Here is an 18,353-nt window from a genome sequence, read left to right as displayed (position 1 = left end):
GAAATATCCTTAATATTTGCATTAAAAAACTAGAAATTAAAGCTTATAGATTTAGTATTTCGAAATCTAAGAAAACAAGGAGCGTTCATACCAGAATCGCTCCTTAGCAAAACATTAGTTCTTAAGTATTTTATGAATTGAAGATTCTCTATTCTGACTATACGTCTTTACTATATAAAAACCCTTAGACAAAGAACTGACATCCAAACTCTGGTGAGTTTGTGTCATGTTTACAGTGCTAGTTCGCAACAATTCACCAGCTATATTATATATACTAATCTGGTGTACTTTATCTAAACCTGATAATGTAATTATATCATTCATAGGGTTTGGAAAAACAGTTATATCAACTGGATTCTTTTCATCAATGATACCTGATCTGTTTGTGCAAGATCCAACTACAAAATCATGTTTGGATGCTGCTGTGTTATTTTCTCCTCCAGTTGGCAAACTATAAGTATAATAGAAATATATCTGATCTCCAGAATTTGCATTAATCTGAAATGGAACATTTGGAGTAACCAGGTATCCAGGATATGGTCCTGTGGTGGAAGTACTATAATAAAGGATACAAATGGTATCTCCCATTCCTGTAATTTCAGGAACAAAAGTTATTGTAGGGTTTGTAGTATCTGATGAAACCTCATAGCTATACTGAGTATTTGCTGCTAATCCATTACAATTATTAACAGTTGTATCTTCTGAAACCCCAAACTCTATATAATTGATATTCAAACCATTTGAATCAAAAACAATTAGCAATTCATGATTTCCACTAGGTATTGAAATTCCAGTCACTGAAACTGTTTCATACGATTGCCAACTTCCTGTATTTGGTACTGATATCACTTCCGTAATGGTAGTTCCATCCAGCTCTAAATGAAATTTACCATTGCCATTAGGGGAGGCTACACGGAAGTCGATATCATAACTATTGTTAGAAACTGTAGCATTTATATCATATGCCAACCACTCACTGGTTTCAATCCAACCAACATTGTATGAGCCTCCAAGAATATCTCCTGTATTCTCTATATCTACATTATCTTGTCGATAAGCACCTCCTGTATTTCCTAATGTTAGGTCGTGATATCCTATTCCTTCTCCTCCTTCTTTATAATCCTCAGCTTGTATTGTTCCGGGAATAGTTTCAAATGAATTCGTATTTTCATTTACTGTAATTGATGCTGTACCAGAAACCGATCCACTTGATGCAGTAATAGTATAGGTTCCATCATATGAACCAGTATACAAACCATTAGCATTTATAGAACCTCCAGTGGCTGTCCAACTAAAGTCAGTAGTGAATGACTCTCCATTTTGATCAAAACCTTGTGCACTGAACTGCGCTGTTTCTCCTTGATTAATTGTGGAGCTATCAGAAACAACCACTATCGATGATAAAATTGGTGTTTGGGTTACTTCTTCCTTACTTAAGGATCTTAAATTGTCAATATAAAATGTATCACCACTATTGTTATTGGGGTCAAATAACAATACAATAGTATCGATTTGCGCATCACTTACTACTAAATCCGGAGTTCCTGTTAGTACAAATTCTAACGTATGCCAGCTATTTTGTTCTTTTACAACAGCTTGATATACACTATGTCGACCGGATGGAAAATTAGCCGGAGTAGATATAGAACTAGCTTCTAATTGCCAACTAATCACAGTCCCAACCGCTGCGCTTGTATACACATCCATTGCAAATCTCTTATCTTCAGTAACATAAACACTAGCATCATTGACGAAATTGGTGTCAAAAAATAAAACATCATATAATTCTCCATTATTTCTAACATACCTTCCTGCTAGTGATGAATTATTCACTTCATTTGCACCAGGGTTTCCAACATTTTCTAGGTAGCTACCAGTTGTTGTATTATTTAATGAAAGATTATTTACTCCGTTATAATTATGAATCATTTCCGAGAATTCATAAGACGGTAGATATTTAGTAATTCCATATCTTAAGTTGTCAAAATAATATGTTGTGGATGTATTAGAATTAGGATCAAAAAGAATTGAAACCTCATCCACAGATAAATTAGATGTTCCTGCATCTGGCGATGTAGTATAACTAAATGCTATCGTATGCCATTGATTTTGTTCTTTAACAACACTAGTATATTGACTATTTCTTCCTGAAGGAAAATCACTATTTGATCCTTCACGGTTTTCTAAACTCAAAGAAATTTCAGTTCCTACCGGTGCCGATGTATAGACATCCATAAAAAAGATATTGTCTCCATCGATAAAAGGACTTGAATCTTCTATAGCACCTGTATTAAAGCTAACAACATCATATAATTCAAAAGCTCCTCTTTCGTATTGTGCTACATTAATACTATTATTAATATCATTTGGACTTGGATTGATAACATTGGGAGTATACTCTCCATTTTCAAAAAACAATTCCAATTGATTTATCCCATCATAATCGGCTATAATAATTTCTTCTAACAAAGTAGGATCAGGCGCATCCATTTTCCTCATGTTATCAATGAATACAGTATGTCCCGTAAAACTATTTGGATCAATTAATAATACTAATTGATCTACATCTAAAGCTCCAACGCTAGCATCGGGTCTATCTAACAATTCGAATTCTAAAGTCTCCCAACGATTCTGTGATATTGTCTTAGCACTGTATCTACTATGGCGACCTGCTGGCCAATCTCCAGCAGATAGTGTACTATTCTCTATCTGTAAAACAAACTCCGTTCCGATTGGAGCATCGCTGTATACATCCAACCAAATGGACTTTTCTCCGGAAGTATACTCCAAAGCATTCCCAATATTCGTAGTTGTCATATACAAACCATCATATTGTGCACCAGTAGCTCGTACATACCTTCCTACGATTGAAGAATTGTTTACACCACTTGCTCCCGGATTTGCCACAGATTCATTTAAAGCGCCGTCTGTAGTTGAAGTATATGTTACGTTTCTATTTCCTTCAAAATCCTCAAAGACATATTCTAAGGTTTTAATTGGGTTAACAGAAACACTCATCTTAAATTCATTGATACCACATTCTGGAACATTTACCACAACTTTCACATCTCCTTCTGTGATGCCCCAATCAACTAAAATAGTATTCGTTCCTTGACCAGAAGTAATACTAGCTCCACTAGGTACAGTCCAACTATAAGAAGCTCCTTCAGTTGGTGTAATTGTATAAGGTTTACCAATTTCACCTTCATATACATTGTTATCTCCTATAAGCTGTGTATTAAAAGTACCACTGTACACTCTAACATAGTCAACTTCCATTTGTGTTGGATAATCTGCTGGTGTTGGTGGAATATTTCCAGTATATGGAGTACTAGGACCTCCTACCGCCACATTAAGAATAAGATACCAATCTCCTTCGCTAAACGGCCAAGGATCTACTGTATTCGCTGGTGTAACTGTATGATACAATTGGTCATCTACATACCAGCGTATTTCTGTTGGTTCCCACTCTACTGCATATTCATGAAATCCAACAGAAAGATCTAATCCTGCATTAAATTCTCTACCATTAAATTGCCAGCCTCCGTTAGAATAATGTACAGTACCTCCAACACTTTCCGGATTTTTATGTTGAGATTCCATAATATCTATTTCTCCGGTAAAAGGCCAATTACCATTCTCTGGTAACATCCAGAAGGCAGGCCAAATCCCTCCTGCAGAAGGTAATTTTATGCTAGCTTCGTAACGGCCATATTTAGAATTAAATTTTCCCGATGTAATCAACTTTGAAGAAGTAAATTGCTTACCTCCTGCTGATTCATTTTTAGTGGTAATTATCAAATTCCCGTTTTGTACAGTTGTATTCTCTGGTTGATACCATTGTTCCTCGGCATTACCCCACCCACAAAGCGTAGGACATCCATCGCCATTGTCAAAACTCCATTTGGTAAGATCTACTGAATTACCAGAAAATTCATCATTGAATATAAGTTCCGAACATTGCGAATATCCTATTTCTACAAGAAATAGCAACGTTATACAGGTTAAAGTGGTTTTAAAGAATATATTTGTTTTCATAATTAAAATGGTTTGTGTGTTTAAGTTAATTTTCGAAATTCCGTATACGTAATACAAGCCGTATATATTCTTTTTGATATATACGTCATAACTATTTTCCATATCCAGATTGTTTCAACCAAACAATCCGAACACTAAATATGTTTTTCCCAAGTAGTCCTGATAAACAGAAATACAGTTACGTACTTCAATTATCTATTTCCGTATTTGATATTTAAAAAATATCATAATCTTAAATCCGATTCCAGTTGTATAATGAATATATACGCTGCTGAAACCAAGGGTAGAGCTGAATTAATTATTCCTTGTTGTAGTGATGTTTATTTCCAGATTTTGATGTAATCAATCTCAAATTGCTTTGGAAAGATAGTATCATCAACTTCTGGACCCCCAAAATTACCACCAATGGCAAGGTTTATTATTATATAAAATGGCTTGTCAAAAGGCCAAGTTTTATCATTTTTTATTTCTGGAGAAAATGTATAAACCAGTTTATTATCTATATAAAATTCTATTGTGTCTTTAGTCCATTTCGTTTTATAGATATGAAATCCTTCTTCTATAGTGTCAATTAACGTTTTCTTTGAGTTAATAGTATTTCCAAAACTTTGTCTTGTATGTAAGGATGTATAGATCGTATGAGGTTCTTTCCCTACATATTCCATAATATCTATTTCTCCGCAATCCGGCCAGCCTGTATCGTCAATATCTGCTCCTAACATCCAAATCGCAGGCCAGAGACCATGTCCCGTGGGTAATTTAGCACGAACTTCTATGGTACCATATTGGAACTCTATCTTATCTTTGGTAGTTAGTCTACTGGATTTGTAAACATCACCTGTTTTGGTAGCAGTTATAATTAAATTACCTTGTTCTAACTTTGCATTTTCCTCAGTATAAATTTGTCTTTCGTTATTACCCCAACCGCATAAGTCAGGACATCCATCTCCTAGTTGATAATTCCAAGATGAAGTATCTAATTGATTACCATTAAATTGTTCTTCCCAAATAACAGTATCAACATTTCCACATGAAATCATTATTAAAAATATAATATAGGTTAGGTTTTTAATCATTTGTATTTTAAAATTAAATGTAAATATTTCGTTTAAACCAACATATCTAGTCACTATCTTATAATGACATAATCTGTTTTTGGGGAAGGCTATGTGTGGTAAATAGCCTTCCTTTCTAAAACAATTTAAAACTAAGTGTATATCTATTGATAAACTCTTACATAATCAATTTCCATAGTAGACTCTATGAATGCAGGATCTATGGCTCCTCCAAAAGTTCCTCCCATCGCTACGTTAAGTATCAGGAAGAAATCATTATTATAAAATGGTAAATTATTAGAATAAGGAAATGTGTGATATGGAGTATCATCAATAGAAAAAACAATTTCTGTTGATGACCATTCTACGCTATATACATGAAAATCTGTCGATGCTCCAGCAATATTAGTTTCTTCAAAAATTGCGTTTCCTCCGTTATTTCCAGGAAAATGAAGTGCACTGGACACTACATCTTGATTGTTTCCGACATGTTCCATAATATCAATTTCTCCACAATTGGGCCAACCTACTTCTGTGATATTGGATCCTAACATCCAGATTGCAGGCCAGGTACCACCACCGGTTGGCAATTTTGCACGTACATCCACCTTACCATAAGTAAACGAAAACAAATCCTGGGTTTTTATCCTTGCAGAGGTATATCCTCCATTCTCAGCTCTTGCTGTTATTTTAAGTACTCCATCTTCTACAATTATATTACTAGGATCATCCGTATACGATTGAGATTCATTATTCCCCCATCCATTATCTCCTGTTCCAAGATCATATGTCCAATTTGCTGTACTAGGAGCTCCAACGGTATCAAATTCATCTGACCAAACTATTGTATCAAAAGGTGGTTCTGCAATATCATCGGTTCCACCAGGTTCTTCTGAGGTTATTATAAGCCACCAGTCAAACTCATTATTACCATCTGTAGTTCTTAAGATTAGCTCGTTTGCAGGTTGTTCGGCAAACCTAAAAAGCTCATAACTATGATTGCCTCCGGTATAATATCCAATAAAACCTATTCCTGTTAAATTAAGGGACTCTACACCTCCTGGTGCACTTACAGACCAAGAAGTGGAATAATCATTTAATGGATAATTTTCTATATCTGCTCCATTAGGATCTATACTATGTGGTCCTAATTCATCTATCAGATTGACTCTTCCAAATACAGTTCCTGATGGATCTTCTGTAGGATCATCGTTTTCACTATTTGTGATATGTGTAAATGTTCCATCCGCATTAAAAAGATAACGGTCATCATACATACCAACAGTTGCTTTATCATTTGGAGGTGCAGAAAAGAAACCTGATGGTTCCGTACCTCCAACGGGGCCAAGACCAAAATGTCCTGGAGCTTCACTTTTAATTCTCCAGGGTCCTGATGTAAGCATTGTAATTAACTCTATCGGTGGCTCATACAATACCAGTACATCTACTTCTACGGTAGTACTGGATGATACTCCACCTGTTCCTACTGCTATAACAGTTACCACATAGGTGCTTACTCCTGTAACAGAAAAGTTATATGATCTATTTCCTGATGGAGATGATTCTGCAGTTCCATTAAAAACATACGTATATGTAATAGCATTGTCGGCGGTAGCACTAAAATTTACGGTACCACTTCCATCTCCGTTTGGATTATTAGGATCAGCTCCTACAACATCAATAGTAACTTGTATATTGGATGGCGCTACAATTTCACCTACAGATACATCATCTTCTTGACAGCCGCTGAACAAAAAAGCCAGTAGTATAAAAATTCCTAAACTATATTTTAATTTTTTCATCTATTTAATTTTTTATTATCGTCGATCATCTAAAGATTCTATAAATAAAATTCATCTAATTAGTTTATAAGTCCAATATGCTCCTCCTATATCTATTGTTACTTCCATAGTATTATTGTTATCCATAAGCGTAACATTATATGTGATCGATGCCGGAACAGGTACATTTGGTAATTCACCTCCATTGACTACTTTAGGTAATCCCAAGTAAGCACCCACACCATTTAGCGTAATTATACCTGATTCTTCATTAAAAGTATATGAAGCAGTTCCAGATCCATCATGTGGAGAAACTGGTGCTCCGCATTGATCTGATGCCACTCCTTGCCAAGCTTCTAACCAGGTTTCAGATCCTAAAACATTATTAAAACTTCCATCGGCAGAGAACACATACTCATCATCAAAATAGCAAGCTCTAGTTGTTACATCCTCTAAACTATTTGCGAAAAAATCACCTGTTCCAGGACCTGGTCCTACCTTAAAAGCTCCTGCTTCTGGTGCAAGTCTCCAAGTTCCAGCAATCAATGGTGTTTCTCGTATGAGTTGATAGGTCCAAAAGGCTCCTCCAATATCAATTATTACTTCCATTCTGTTGTTACTATTAGAAAGTGTAACATTATACGTAATAGATGATGGGACAGAAACGTTGGGTAATTCTCCTCCATTTACTACTTTAGGTAATCCCAAATAAGCACCAGTACCGTTAAGAGTAATGGTACCCGCACCTTGATCATATATATAAGTAGCTGCGCTAGATCCATTATGTGGTGCAACTGGCGTTCCACATTGATCCGGTGAAGCGCCTTGCCATCCTTCAAGCCAAGTTTCAGATCCTAAAATATTACTAAAACTTCCATCGACAGAGAACACATATTCATCATCAAAATAGCAAGCTCTTGTTGTTACATCCTCTAAACTATTTGCGAAAAAATCACCTGTTCCAGGACCTGGTCCTACTTTAAAAGCTCCTGCTTCTGGTGCCAGTTTCCAAATCCCTTCTAATCCGGATGCTGGCTCGGGAGGTTTATGGAAATAAACATTATCAACAAAAACTATTGCTGTTCCGGAAGGTGCCCCCACATATATTAATTGAGCAATATTGCTTCTCGTAGTTAATCCGGTGAAATCAGCTAATGGAATATCTAAACTCACCCATTCTCCATTATCGGGATTAGCTATTGTTATTTCATGTTCTACATCATCTCCCCCATCAAAAACTCCATTTGCACCAAAATCAACTAATTTAATCTTAAACTCTGTCAAATTTGGGGACCAGATATCGGTATGAAAATGAGTCATTGAACTGGCATCAATCGTAGTGGTTGTAGTTTCTATCCCCACAAAGTTAAGAGCACTGTACTTTTTAGTTGGGTTTCCATCTATCTCAACATCTTCAAAAGTAGTATCCGACCAGGGTGTACGCCAGGTATCTACATTTACATCTGTATACGCATCACTAAACATTGAGACAACATCTTGTGCTCCTCTGGCTGGAGGTCTTGGAGCTGATACTATAGGTTGTAAAATTTCTGTTACTACAAACTCTTCTGTATATTCTGTTGTAGCGATCGCTCCGCCTTTAGCAACTACTCTAATTGTATAAGTTCCTGCTTCTTGATATATATAAGAGGCTGTTTCACCTATATTAGCGGTCACCGGAGTATCATTTCCGATTTCGCCAAAATATACATCAAAAGACATGGCGTTATCTGCAGTAGCCATTACATTTACTTGTTTAGATACAGCAGCATCATTTTCTATAGTAACTACTAAATTTTCTGGTGGGTTAAATGACACAACTACTTCCTGTGTAACTTCAGTTGTTAATCCTGTTATTCCATTACCTACCAATCTTAAATTATAAGTTCCCTCCGCATAGGTATGTGTAGTACTTTCTCCTAGCTTAACATTTTCAGGTTCCACAGTATCATCTCCGTAATAAATGTCAAAAGACACTACTCCATCTCCGTTTGGTGTTACAGTTACTAATCCCGTATTATCCTGAGTGATCTGTAAAAGTGCTGCTATATTTGACGGAGCTTCCACATTATTTAGATAATCTAGGTTATCGTCTTCAGCACAGCTCAATACAAGGAGTAAGGATAGACATGCGCTGAATATATATTTTAAAAGTTTCATCTTCTTCTCGTTTTTGTTTTTAATATCCTGGGTTTTGTTCCCATCTATTTCCTGCCAACTGAATTTCAATTAATGGTATAGGAAATAATTCATGCTTTCCTGTTACAAAGCCATCTATTTCGGTTGCGGCTCTTCCTGTTCTTACTAAATCAAAAAAATGATGTCCTTCTCCAACCAGTTCTACTCTTCGTTCTTGATATATGGCATCGGTTAATGCAGCTCCTGTAGCTGTAACATCTCCTAACTGAGCTCTGCTTCTAACTCTATTTAGATATATCAGGGCTTGTCCGTCGTTACTTGGTGACTTTTTATTATGTGCTTCTGCAGCCATTAACAAAACATCTGCAAATCGAATTGCTCTATAATTATTAGGATTTGTTAGATTAGCATCTCCGGTATTAAGATCTCCCTGACGAGCAATATATTTTCTATTAAAATATCCTGTATGCTCAAAACCTGTAGAAAAAGTGGCACCTTGATCCGCTGCCCATGCATCTATATCTAAAATAGCGACATCAAGTCTAATATCTCCAGCTTCGAATGTATCTACAACTTCTTGTGTAGGAATATTAAAACTGAAGCCTGACTCAAATAGTGGTCCTGAGTAATTTCTTATTCCATTAAAACCAACTGCTACATTACCTTCACTACATTGTAAACATCCGAAACCTGCTCCTTCTTCATCTGTATATTGTACTTCGAAAACAGATTCGATATTATTTTCTCCTTCTTGTTCGAAGATAGATTCGTAATCAGTAACCAAATCATAAGGTCCTGCGATTACTTGATCTAAAACGGTAGCAGCTTCAGAAAATTTATCTTGAAATAAATACACTTTACCTAATAAGGCTCTGGCAGCTCCTTGAGTTACGCGCCCAGTTTCTGCCTGTATTGCTGGTAAATTATCTGCTGCAAACTGTAAATCTTCTTCTATAAGAGCATACACATCTTCTTTTGGAGCTCTATCAAAATCTGTTTCTTCTCCAAAGAGAATTCTTCTATCAATGGCTAAAGGCACATCTCCAAACCATTTTACCAATTCAAAATAATAATAAGCTCTTAGAAAACGTGTCTGAGCAATTACTTCTTCCTTACCAGCAAAATCAGTTTTATCCTGAAATTCCATGATATAATTAGCTCTATTCACACCTGCATACATCCAACTCCATATATCTCTGAGTTGTGCATTAACGGGTGTATGCACCATGTCATCTATTTCTTGTATCCCAGGGGTATCTGATGCACTTTCCCCCCCTGCTAATGTGTTATCCGATGCTATCTCTCCTAACATTACATTCAGGTAAGTGGACTGAAGTAGATCATATGCTCCTATCAAAGCACTCTGATAATCTTCCTCACTATTAAAAAAGTCTTCTGAATTTTCATCCTCTGAAGCGACATCCACAAAATCGTCACTACAAGAAACGATCATAGTTAATAGTACAAAAAAGACTATCGATTTGATATTATATTTTATCTTTTTCATTTTGATTAAAATTTAAGATTCACACCTAATAAATATGTTCTTGGCACTGGATAAAACCCTTGATCTATACCCGCTCCAATAGGAGTAGCTGTATTAGGATCTGGATTTGATTGATATGCAGAGGGATCATATCCTTTATATTCTGTAAAGGTGTACAAGTTGTTTATTGAAGCATATATTCTAAATTTATCTATACCGATGGGTTTCATGTATTGATTAGGGAACGTATACCCTAATTGTACATTCTGTATCCTTAAATATGAGCCATCTTCTACATAAAAACTAGAAAACAAACTATTAGAATTAGCAGCTGTTGTTACTCTATGAAAAGAATCTGTAGAACCTTCACCTGTCCAGCGTCCTAAAAATGCATTGCTCCTATTTACTAGGGGTTGATTACGTTCATAGTTTCTTACCATATCATTTCCTACTGATGCGAATGCATAAGTGGTAAAATCAAAGTTTTTATAATCTAAGCCAATATTCAATCCCATGGTAGCATCTGGAATAGGATTACCAATATCTGTTCTATCATCAGAATTGATTTGTCCATCACCATTCATATCTACATATCTAAGATCTCCTGGAGCTGCATTTGTCTGAGTAGCATGTGCGTCGACCTCTGTCTGATTTTGAAAAACTCCATCTGTTTGTAATCCATAGAAGTATCCAATAGGCTTACCTGCCTCCATTCTGGAAGGAGGATCTTGACCAACACCAAAAGAACCACCTGCTATAAAATCACTATCACTGTTAACTGATATCACTTCATTTTCTAACAGTGTAATGTTATAACTAATATTGAATTTTAAATTTTCTGACAACTGATCGCTATAAGCAACTTTAAATTCATACCCCTTATTTTCTACAATACCTGCATTGATTGTAGGTGGTGATGATCCTGGTGCAGCAACCCCAAGAATACCTGAAACAGGTGCTACAACCAATAAATCTTCTGTTCGCTTTTTAAAATAGTCAAATGTAATATCAATTTTATTATTTAATAATCTTGTATCCAACCCTATATCAAGTGTTTTTTGTCTTTCCCATTTAATTTCTGGATTAGAAAGTGCTCCAATAGCTTCACCTATTATCAACTCATCATTAATAACATAAGATCCTTCTCCATTTAACAAGGATATAAATTGGAAATCTTTTATTCTATCATTACCAATCACACCATAACTAGCCCTAAGTTTTAAGAAGTTCAACCAACTATTATTACTTAAAAAAGATTCATCGGACATTACCCAACCAACTGAAGCTGATGGGAAATATCCAAACTTATTTTTCGGTCCAAATTTTGTTGAACCATCTCTTCTGATTACTGCTGATAGTAAATATTTACCTTTATATCCATATTGTAATCTTGAAAAATATGATAATAATCTACTATCAAAAGTATTTCCTCCATTTTGAAAATTATCCACTACATCCGATGCCTGAGAAATATTAGCATTAGAAAATGAATTATCGATAATATCAAAACCTGTTAAACCCGTAAAGGTTCCCGTCGTCTTGAATACAGACATCCCTAAAAGCACTTTTACGTCATGATCATCTGCAAACATCTTTTCATACTTTAAAAAATTATCCCAAGTATAGTCTCTAAAGAAATTCTTGGACTCTGTAACGCTACTTCTATCTACATTAAACACTTTTCCAGATCCATAAAACACTTCTGGTGAGAGTACTTTCGAATCAACTTCAGAGTAATTAAACTGATATCTGGATTCTACTGTAAAATCAGTTAGGAAATTATATTTCAACCCAAATGTTGCTCCTATCCTATTCACTCTGGTATCATTAAACGTATTTTCTATCTGTGCAATCGGGTTAATTACTTCATTACCCAATCCTTCTGCTAATGTGAAATCTCCGTTTTCATCTCTTACAGTTAAGGTAGGCGCCATATTTAATGCATTAAACAATACGGAACCTAAAGTATTTTCTAATAATGTTTTTCTATTGGTTTGTGTAAAAATACCCGAGGTTGTGAACTTCAAGTTTTTAGTAAAATCCAAGCTATAATTTAATCTTCCTGTAAAACGTTCGAAATTAGCATCACTCCCACCAACAATACCATCTTGTGTTAAATAAGAAACTCCTGCAGAATATGTAGAATTCTGACCACCACCGGTAGCGCTGAAATTAATATTAGAAATTACTGCTGTTCTAAAAATTTCATCTTGCCAATCTGTACCTTCTCCCAATTCGGATAAATCGGCAAACGGTGGAGTATCGCCTCCAGCAGCAAACGACTCATTTATGATAATACCATATTCTGTAGCATTAAGGACCGGAAGTCTCCTTGTCGTTTCCTGAAAACCCGTATACGAATCAAATTCGAATTTTAAATCTGTATTCCTAAATCCTGTTTTGGTAGTTATAAGAATAACACCATTTGCTGCTCTTACTCCATAAATACCTGCTGTTGCATCTTTTAATACATTTATACTTTCGATATCATTGGGATTCAGAACACTGAGATCTTCTATTACATTACCATCCACAAGAATTAAAGGCCTACTATCTCCATTAGTAGATATTCCTCGTATTGATATGGTAGCGCTACTACCAGGAGCTCCAGATTGCGATGTAATATTTACACCAGCTACTTGTCCCTGCAGTGCCTGCTCTACTCTTACTACATTAAGTTCTTCTATAGTTTCGGATCCTATTACAGAAACCGCGCCTGTAATTTCCTTTTTTGTTTGAGTACCATATCCAATTACAATAACCTGTTCTAGTGACTGACTATCTTCTTCCATGATAACATTGATAACAAAATTTTGCTCAACTGTTATTTCCTGTGTAGTAAATCCTACATAGGAAAACACAACTACACTTCCCACTGCTACATTATCTAATGTATATTTTCCATTAAAATCTGTTACTGCTCCGTTTGATGTATTTTTAACGATAACATTAACTCCAGGGAGTTCTAATCCGTTTGCATCCTTTACGTTCCCCCGAATTTGAATTTCTTGTGCATTGATAACTGTGCTTAAAAAGACAGCTATTAAGAAATAAGTAATTTTCATAAATGCTTTAGTTTGATTTACTCAAATTTACCTATGAACATTAAGAAATTGTTAATAAACAACCCCAACAAAAATCCTACAGCATTGCATAAAAATTAAAAAATTAGTGAATTTTATACACAAAACATCAATAAAAACAGTAAGTAATGAGGATTTCACAACTCTTAAAAAAAAGTAAAGAAAGTGGTATTGTAGCACTACTATAACGTTAGAGTATAGGTAATGTAGTGGTATTTTAAAGGTGTGTAGGGGTTAAATTTCCAAAATATAGTTTACTAAACTGTCTGAATGTTCTAATTGTAGTTTTTTTCTTAGACGATAACGTTTTATTTCTACGCTTTTAACTGAGATATTAGCTAATGAAGCAATTTCTTTAGATGATAAATTTAATCTTAAGTATGTACAAAATCGTAAGTCGTGCGGAGTTAAATTATCATGTTTTGCCTTAAGTTTCTTTATAAAGTCTTTATCTACATTATTGAAAGCTTCTTCAAAATGTTTCCAATCGTCCTTATTATTTAAGCTTCTATCAATGATTTGTTCTACATTCTTTACCCCACTTCTTTCAAATTCTGATTTTTGAAGCTCTTTTTTGATAGTCGTAAGGATTTCATTTTTCTTAATAATATTCATTGTAGACGAAGCAAGTTCACGATTTTTACTCTCTATATCCTGTGTCAATTTTTCATTAGTGAGTTTCATTATTTCTCGTTCACTTTCCAGTTCTTTGAGTTCTAATTGCTTTTTATTCTCTTCTACCAGTTTCCCTCTTTGCTTGGTATAATAGCGCTTATACGCTCTATGCATAACTAATAATAGAATTAATAATAAAACAGAATAAATTATAATAGCTACTACTGAAAAATACCAGGGCTTATCAATAATAAACGTATACTCTACAATATTTTCACTTAAAATATTACCTGTTTTTGCTCTAACTTTAAACGTGTACTCTCCGAATGGTAAATTTTCAAATACTTTAGTGGTTTTAGAAGTCCAGCCACTCCAGTCTTCATAAAAACCTTCTAACTTATACTGAAACTTGGAAATAAGGAATTTATCATATTCGGGAATTGTATACACAAAAGAAATAGTATTAACATCAGATTTGAATACGGGAGGTGAATCAGAAATTCCAATCTGTTTAAATTCTGTAGTTTTTTGTTTTACTGAAACTTTTTCTAGAATAATGGTATGCTCTTTTGAATTTACTCTAGATAAATCCAAAATCATATATCCATAAGTAGTTCCTAATAAATATTTCTCCTCTTCAAGATGCATAATGTTTTCGAAACCACTCATTTCTTTTCTTAGTAGGTAAGGAATGGGCACTTTAGTTACTTCTAAATTATCTGAAAATTGGCTTTGAGAAATATACCCTAATTCTTCATCAGTAAAACTCCAGAGTTCTCCAGCATTATCTTTTAATAGCCTTCCAATATCTTCTTTTTCACCTTCAAAAACCTGGTTTACAACATTTTCTTGATCAAATGCTTTGTTTTCATAGTTATAGAAAGACACTCCTCCTTGATGTGCATAAAAAAAATTGTTTTTATATTTTGTTATGCTTGAGTGTTTCCCTTTTATGGTTACTGTGTCTTTAATGACTTCTAATACTTTGGAAAACTCATCATCTACTGTAATACTAAAAAGCCCTTTGTATTCGTGATTGACCCATAATTTACCATCATATATTTCTAAATATCGAGCAGAGTAATCGAATCCTTCAACTTTTTGTTTTAATCGCCATTTCCCATTACTTTTTTCCAGCACGCTTAATCCTTCATAATTGCCTTGCAACAGCCAGTCGGGATGATCATCTATGGTTCGAAAAATCCAAGTTCCCTGAATCCAACTAATAAACTCGGATGTATTTTTTTTTATTAAAAAAGTACCATCATTATGCCCACAAAACAGCTTATTATCATAAGAAAAAAGGTTCCAAACCTGCCCTTTAGTACCTTCAACAAAACGGAATGATTCATTCTTATTAATACTTTTGTAAAACACTCCTTGATTTGTTCCCAGGTATAAAGAACCTTCAAAAACAATTGAGGTATATACGGTACCGATAGTACCTTTATCATCATTAAAACTTTGAACAGGCGATTTTATATTTACACAATTCACACCTTTATCCAATGCCAACCATATATTCCCATCCATATCTTCAAAGGAAGATAAAACTGTATTATTACTTAAGCCTTTATTCTGATTAATTTGATATACAATCTCTCCTTTTTCTGAAAGATATATTAGTCCTTTGGAAATGGTTCCTAAAACAAAACTGCCATCCTTAAGTGTTATACTACTATAAATGGTAGAATTGTTCAATAAGTCATCAAAGGGTGTACTCCACCCACGAATCTCACCATTAGCAAGCTCAAAGAAACCTTTAGTACTTGTTAGCAATAGAATTCCGTTTTGAGATTTCGAAATATTTACTATTTTATCACTAACTACTTCTGCATTATCAATAACTAATGTTGGGTTACCTTTTTCGATTTTATAGATTCCATTATTAACATCCTGATAATATATTATCCCATCAACATTGAATATATTAGTAATGGCATTTCTAGATTCTATAATTGAGATCTCCTGATTGTGAACGTTATAAAGATAAATTCTATGAAGAGATTGAAATAAAATCCAATCGTCTTGATTGACAATATGCCAAAACTGCTCATCTTCGATAAGGGTTTCTGTTATGTTCTCACTTAATGAAGTATACTCAAGCTTTCCGAGGTCATTTTTTTCCCAGTAGCCAAAATTCATGTAGAACCCTGTATAAATACGTTCTCCAATAACTTTGACCGATCTCATTACAGTTTCATTCGGCGTTGGGTAAAGCTCCCAGTTTGCTCCATTGAACTCTAAAAGCCCTTCGTTATTTGCTACATAAATATATTTATTATCAGCTTGAGAAATTGACCAGTTCTGGATTCCTCCTTCATATTCATCTGGCAAATAAACTTCTATCGGCGGTAATTCCTGAGCAGAAATTATGGCCGAGAAAAAAAGGTATAGAAATAAAAATGTCTCTTTAATATATTTCAATTAGTTAAAATAGATATAAGTAGATATCACTATTAGGCATACAATAGCTCCAACTACTTTTGTATATTTCCAAGGGGTAATATCCACTTCTTTGGTATACTCCTGTTCGTATGCTTCCTCTCTTGGATACAATTTACCAATAATTAACATGATAATGATATTCACTACAAAAAGAATTGCCATTACGTGCAGGAAGTGTGGATAAGCAGCTGTTTCTATCTTTCCTAATTCTGCAAGATCAGTTATTCCATTAGCTTTAGCAGCTTCCACTGCATTACCTTGAAGAATCGGTTTTATAATAAACTGACTGATTATATATAGTACAGATCCAGATATAATACCAACTTTACCTGCAATTGCCGGAACTTTCTTTGTAAGATATCCTACTACTATTATTGTCAAAATAGGAATACTATATATTCCATTTACTTCCTGCAAATAATCAAAAAGACTACCGGCATTTGCAATAAACGGAGCAACTACCATTGCCAGGATTGCCAATAAAATACCAAAACTCTTTCCTGCCTTTACTACTTGCTTTTCATTTGCTTCTTTATTGATATATTCTTTATAAATATCTAAACCAAATAAAGTAACTGAACTATTTAAAGCACTATTAAAAGAACTTAATATTGCTCCAAACAATACTGCTGCAAAGAAACCGACTAAAGAAACCGGTAACACTTTACTAACTAAAGTAGGATATGCTTCATCTGCCACTTCTAACTCTCCATTAAAAAGGTGAAAAGCTATGATTCCTGGTAAAACAACAATAATTGGACCTAATATTTTTAAGAATGATCCTAATAATAATCCTTTTTGGCCTTCTTTTAGATTTTTAGCACCGAGAGCTCTCTGGATAATAGCCTGATTAGTTCCCCAATAGAATAATTGGACCAGCATCATTCCTGTAAATATAGTTGCAAATGGAATCGAGGAATCACTATCTCCAATAACTTTGAATTTTTCCGGGTTTGTGGTCATTAATGTACTAATCCCCTCTGAGATACTTCCGCCACCTATTTCTAACAAACCAAAAACAGGAATCATGATACCTCCTATTAATAATCCAACAGCATTGATTGTGTCTGATACCGCTACCGCCTTTAATCCACCAAATATTGCATAAATAGATCCAATAACACCAATACCAATAACACAAATCCATATGGAAGCACTTTTAGAAACTCCTAACAATTCAGGAACATCAAACATGGTACTAATAGCTAGAGATCCTGAGTATAAAACAATAGGTAGAAATACTACAACATAACCTGTTAAAAATAATCCAGATGTAATTGCTTTCGTTGTAGTATCATAACGTCTTTCTAAAAACTGCGGAACCGTTGTTATTCCTCCTTTTAGATATCTTGGTAATAAAAAAACTGCTGTAATCACCATCGCAATAGCTGCAAGTGTTTCCCAAGCCATCACTAAAATACCTTCTGAATATGCAGCTCCGTTGAGCCCTACAATTTGCTCTGTAGATAAATTTGTCAGCAATAAAGAACCTGCAATGACCACAGCAGTTAAGCTACGACCTCCTAGAAAATAACCATCAGAAGATGTTTCGTCGGTTTTTCTTGTAGCCAGATACGATATGATGGCAACTAAAAGTGTGAACCCTACAAAAGAAATAATACCCATATTGAAATTTTAATGATTTATTAAGAATCATAAAAATATCAGATATTATTGAGGTAATGTTAACGATAAAGCCAAAAAATTA

8 protein-coding genes are annotated in these 18,353 nt (G+C 34.5%); all 8 read right to left on the bottom strand.

Going from position 1 to position 18,353, the window contains the following annotated elements; translation table 11 throughout:
* Window positions 1-114: 114 nt before the first annotated feature.
* Entirely contained in the window at window positions 115-4,038 is a 3,924-nt protein-coding gene (locus tag Q0829_RS00635; RefSeq protein ID WP_298538758.1) for a family 16 glycosylhydrolase, read from the bottom strand.
* A 320-nt stretch (window positions 4,039-4,358) separates the two neighbouring features.
* The gene (locus Q0829_RS00630; protein ID WP_298538757.1) at window positions 4,359-5,114 is read right to left on the bottom strand and encodes a glycoside hydrolase family 16 protein; all 756 of its coding nucleotides are present in this window, start codon (window positions 5,112-5,114) and stop codon (window positions 4,359-4,361) included.
* Between the two features lie 143 nt (window positions 5,115-5,257).
* Entirely contained in the window at window positions 5,258-6,895 is a 1,638-nt protein-coding gene (locus Q0829_RS00625; RefSeq protein WP_298538756.1) for a glycoside hydrolase family 16 protein, read from the bottom strand.
* A gap of 51 nt (window positions 6,896-6,946) precedes the next feature.
* Window positions 6,947-9,034, bottom strand: a complete 2,088-nt coding sequence (locus Q0829_RS00620) for a hypothetical protein (RefSeq protein WP_298538753.1) — start codon at window positions 9,032-9,034, stop codon at window positions 6,947-6,949.
* Between the two features lie 19 nt (window positions 9,035-9,053).
* Window positions 9,054-10,520: a RagB/SusD family nutrient uptake outer membrane protein gene (locus Q0829_RS00615; protein WP_298538751.1), complete on the bottom strand. Its 1,467-nt coding sequence runs from the start codon at window positions 10,518-10,520 to the stop codon at window positions 9,054-9,056.
* Window positions 10,521-10,525: 5 nt separating this feature from the next.
* Entirely contained in the window at window positions 10,526-13,564 is a 3,039-nt protein-coding gene (locus Q0829_RS00610) for a TonB-dependent receptor (RefSeq protein WP_298538749.1), read from the bottom strand.
* Window positions 13,565-13,816: 252 nt separating this feature from the next.
* Window positions 13,817-16,624 carry a triple tyrosine motif-containing protein gene (locus tag Q0829_RS00605; protein WP_298538747.1) on the bottom strand — a complete coding sequence of 936 codons (2,808 nt, stop codon included), beginning with the start codon at window positions 16,622-16,624 and terminating at the stop codon, window positions 13,817-13,819.
* Window positions 16,625-18,271: a solute:sodium symporter family transporter gene (locus Q0829_RS00600; protein ID WP_298538744.1), complete on the bottom strand. Its 1,647-nt coding sequence runs from the start codon at window positions 18,269-18,271 to the stop codon at window positions 16,625-16,627.
* Between the last annotated feature and the right edge of the window lie 82 nt (window positions 18,272-18,353).

Origin of the sequence: uncultured Aquimarina sp., assembly GCF_947492405.1 — a bacterium.
GTDB lineage: Bacteria > Bacteroidota > Bacteroidia > Flavobacteriales > Flavobacteriaceae > Aquimarina.
The sequence above is the reverse complement of the archived record's forward strand: the minus strand, read 5'-3'. Positions and strand labels throughout refer to the sequence as shown.

Excerpts from the sequence above, each read along its gene's own strand:
- Q0829_RS00635 (WP_298538758.1), bottom strand. The coding sequence starts at position 4,038 with ATGAAAACAAATATATTCTTTAAAACCACTTTAACCTGTATAACGTTG.
- Q0829_RS00630 (WP_298538757.1), bottom strand. The coding sequence starts at position 5,114 with ATGATTAAAAACCTAACCTATATTATATTTTTAATAATGATTTCATGT.
- Q0829_RS00625 (WP_298538756.1), bottom strand. The coding sequence starts at position 6,895 with ATGAAAAAATTAAAATATAGTTTAGGAATTTTTATACTACTGGCTTTT.
- Q0829_RS00620 (WP_298538753.1), bottom strand. The coding sequence starts at position 9,034 with ATGAAACTTTTAAAATATATATTCAGCGCATGTCTATCCTTACTCCTT.
- Q0829_RS00615 (WP_298538751.1), bottom strand. The coding sequence starts at position 10,520 with ATGAAAAAGATAAAATATAATATCAAATCGATAGTCTTTTTTGTACTA.
- Q0829_RS00610 (WP_298538749.1), bottom strand. The coding sequence starts at position 13,564 with ATGAAAATTACTTATTTCTTAATAGCTGTCTTTTTAAGCACAGTTATC.
- Q0829_RS00600 (WP_298538744.1), bottom strand. The coding sequence starts at position 18,271 with ATGGGTATTATTTCTTTTGTAGGGTTCACACTTTTAGTTGCCATCATA.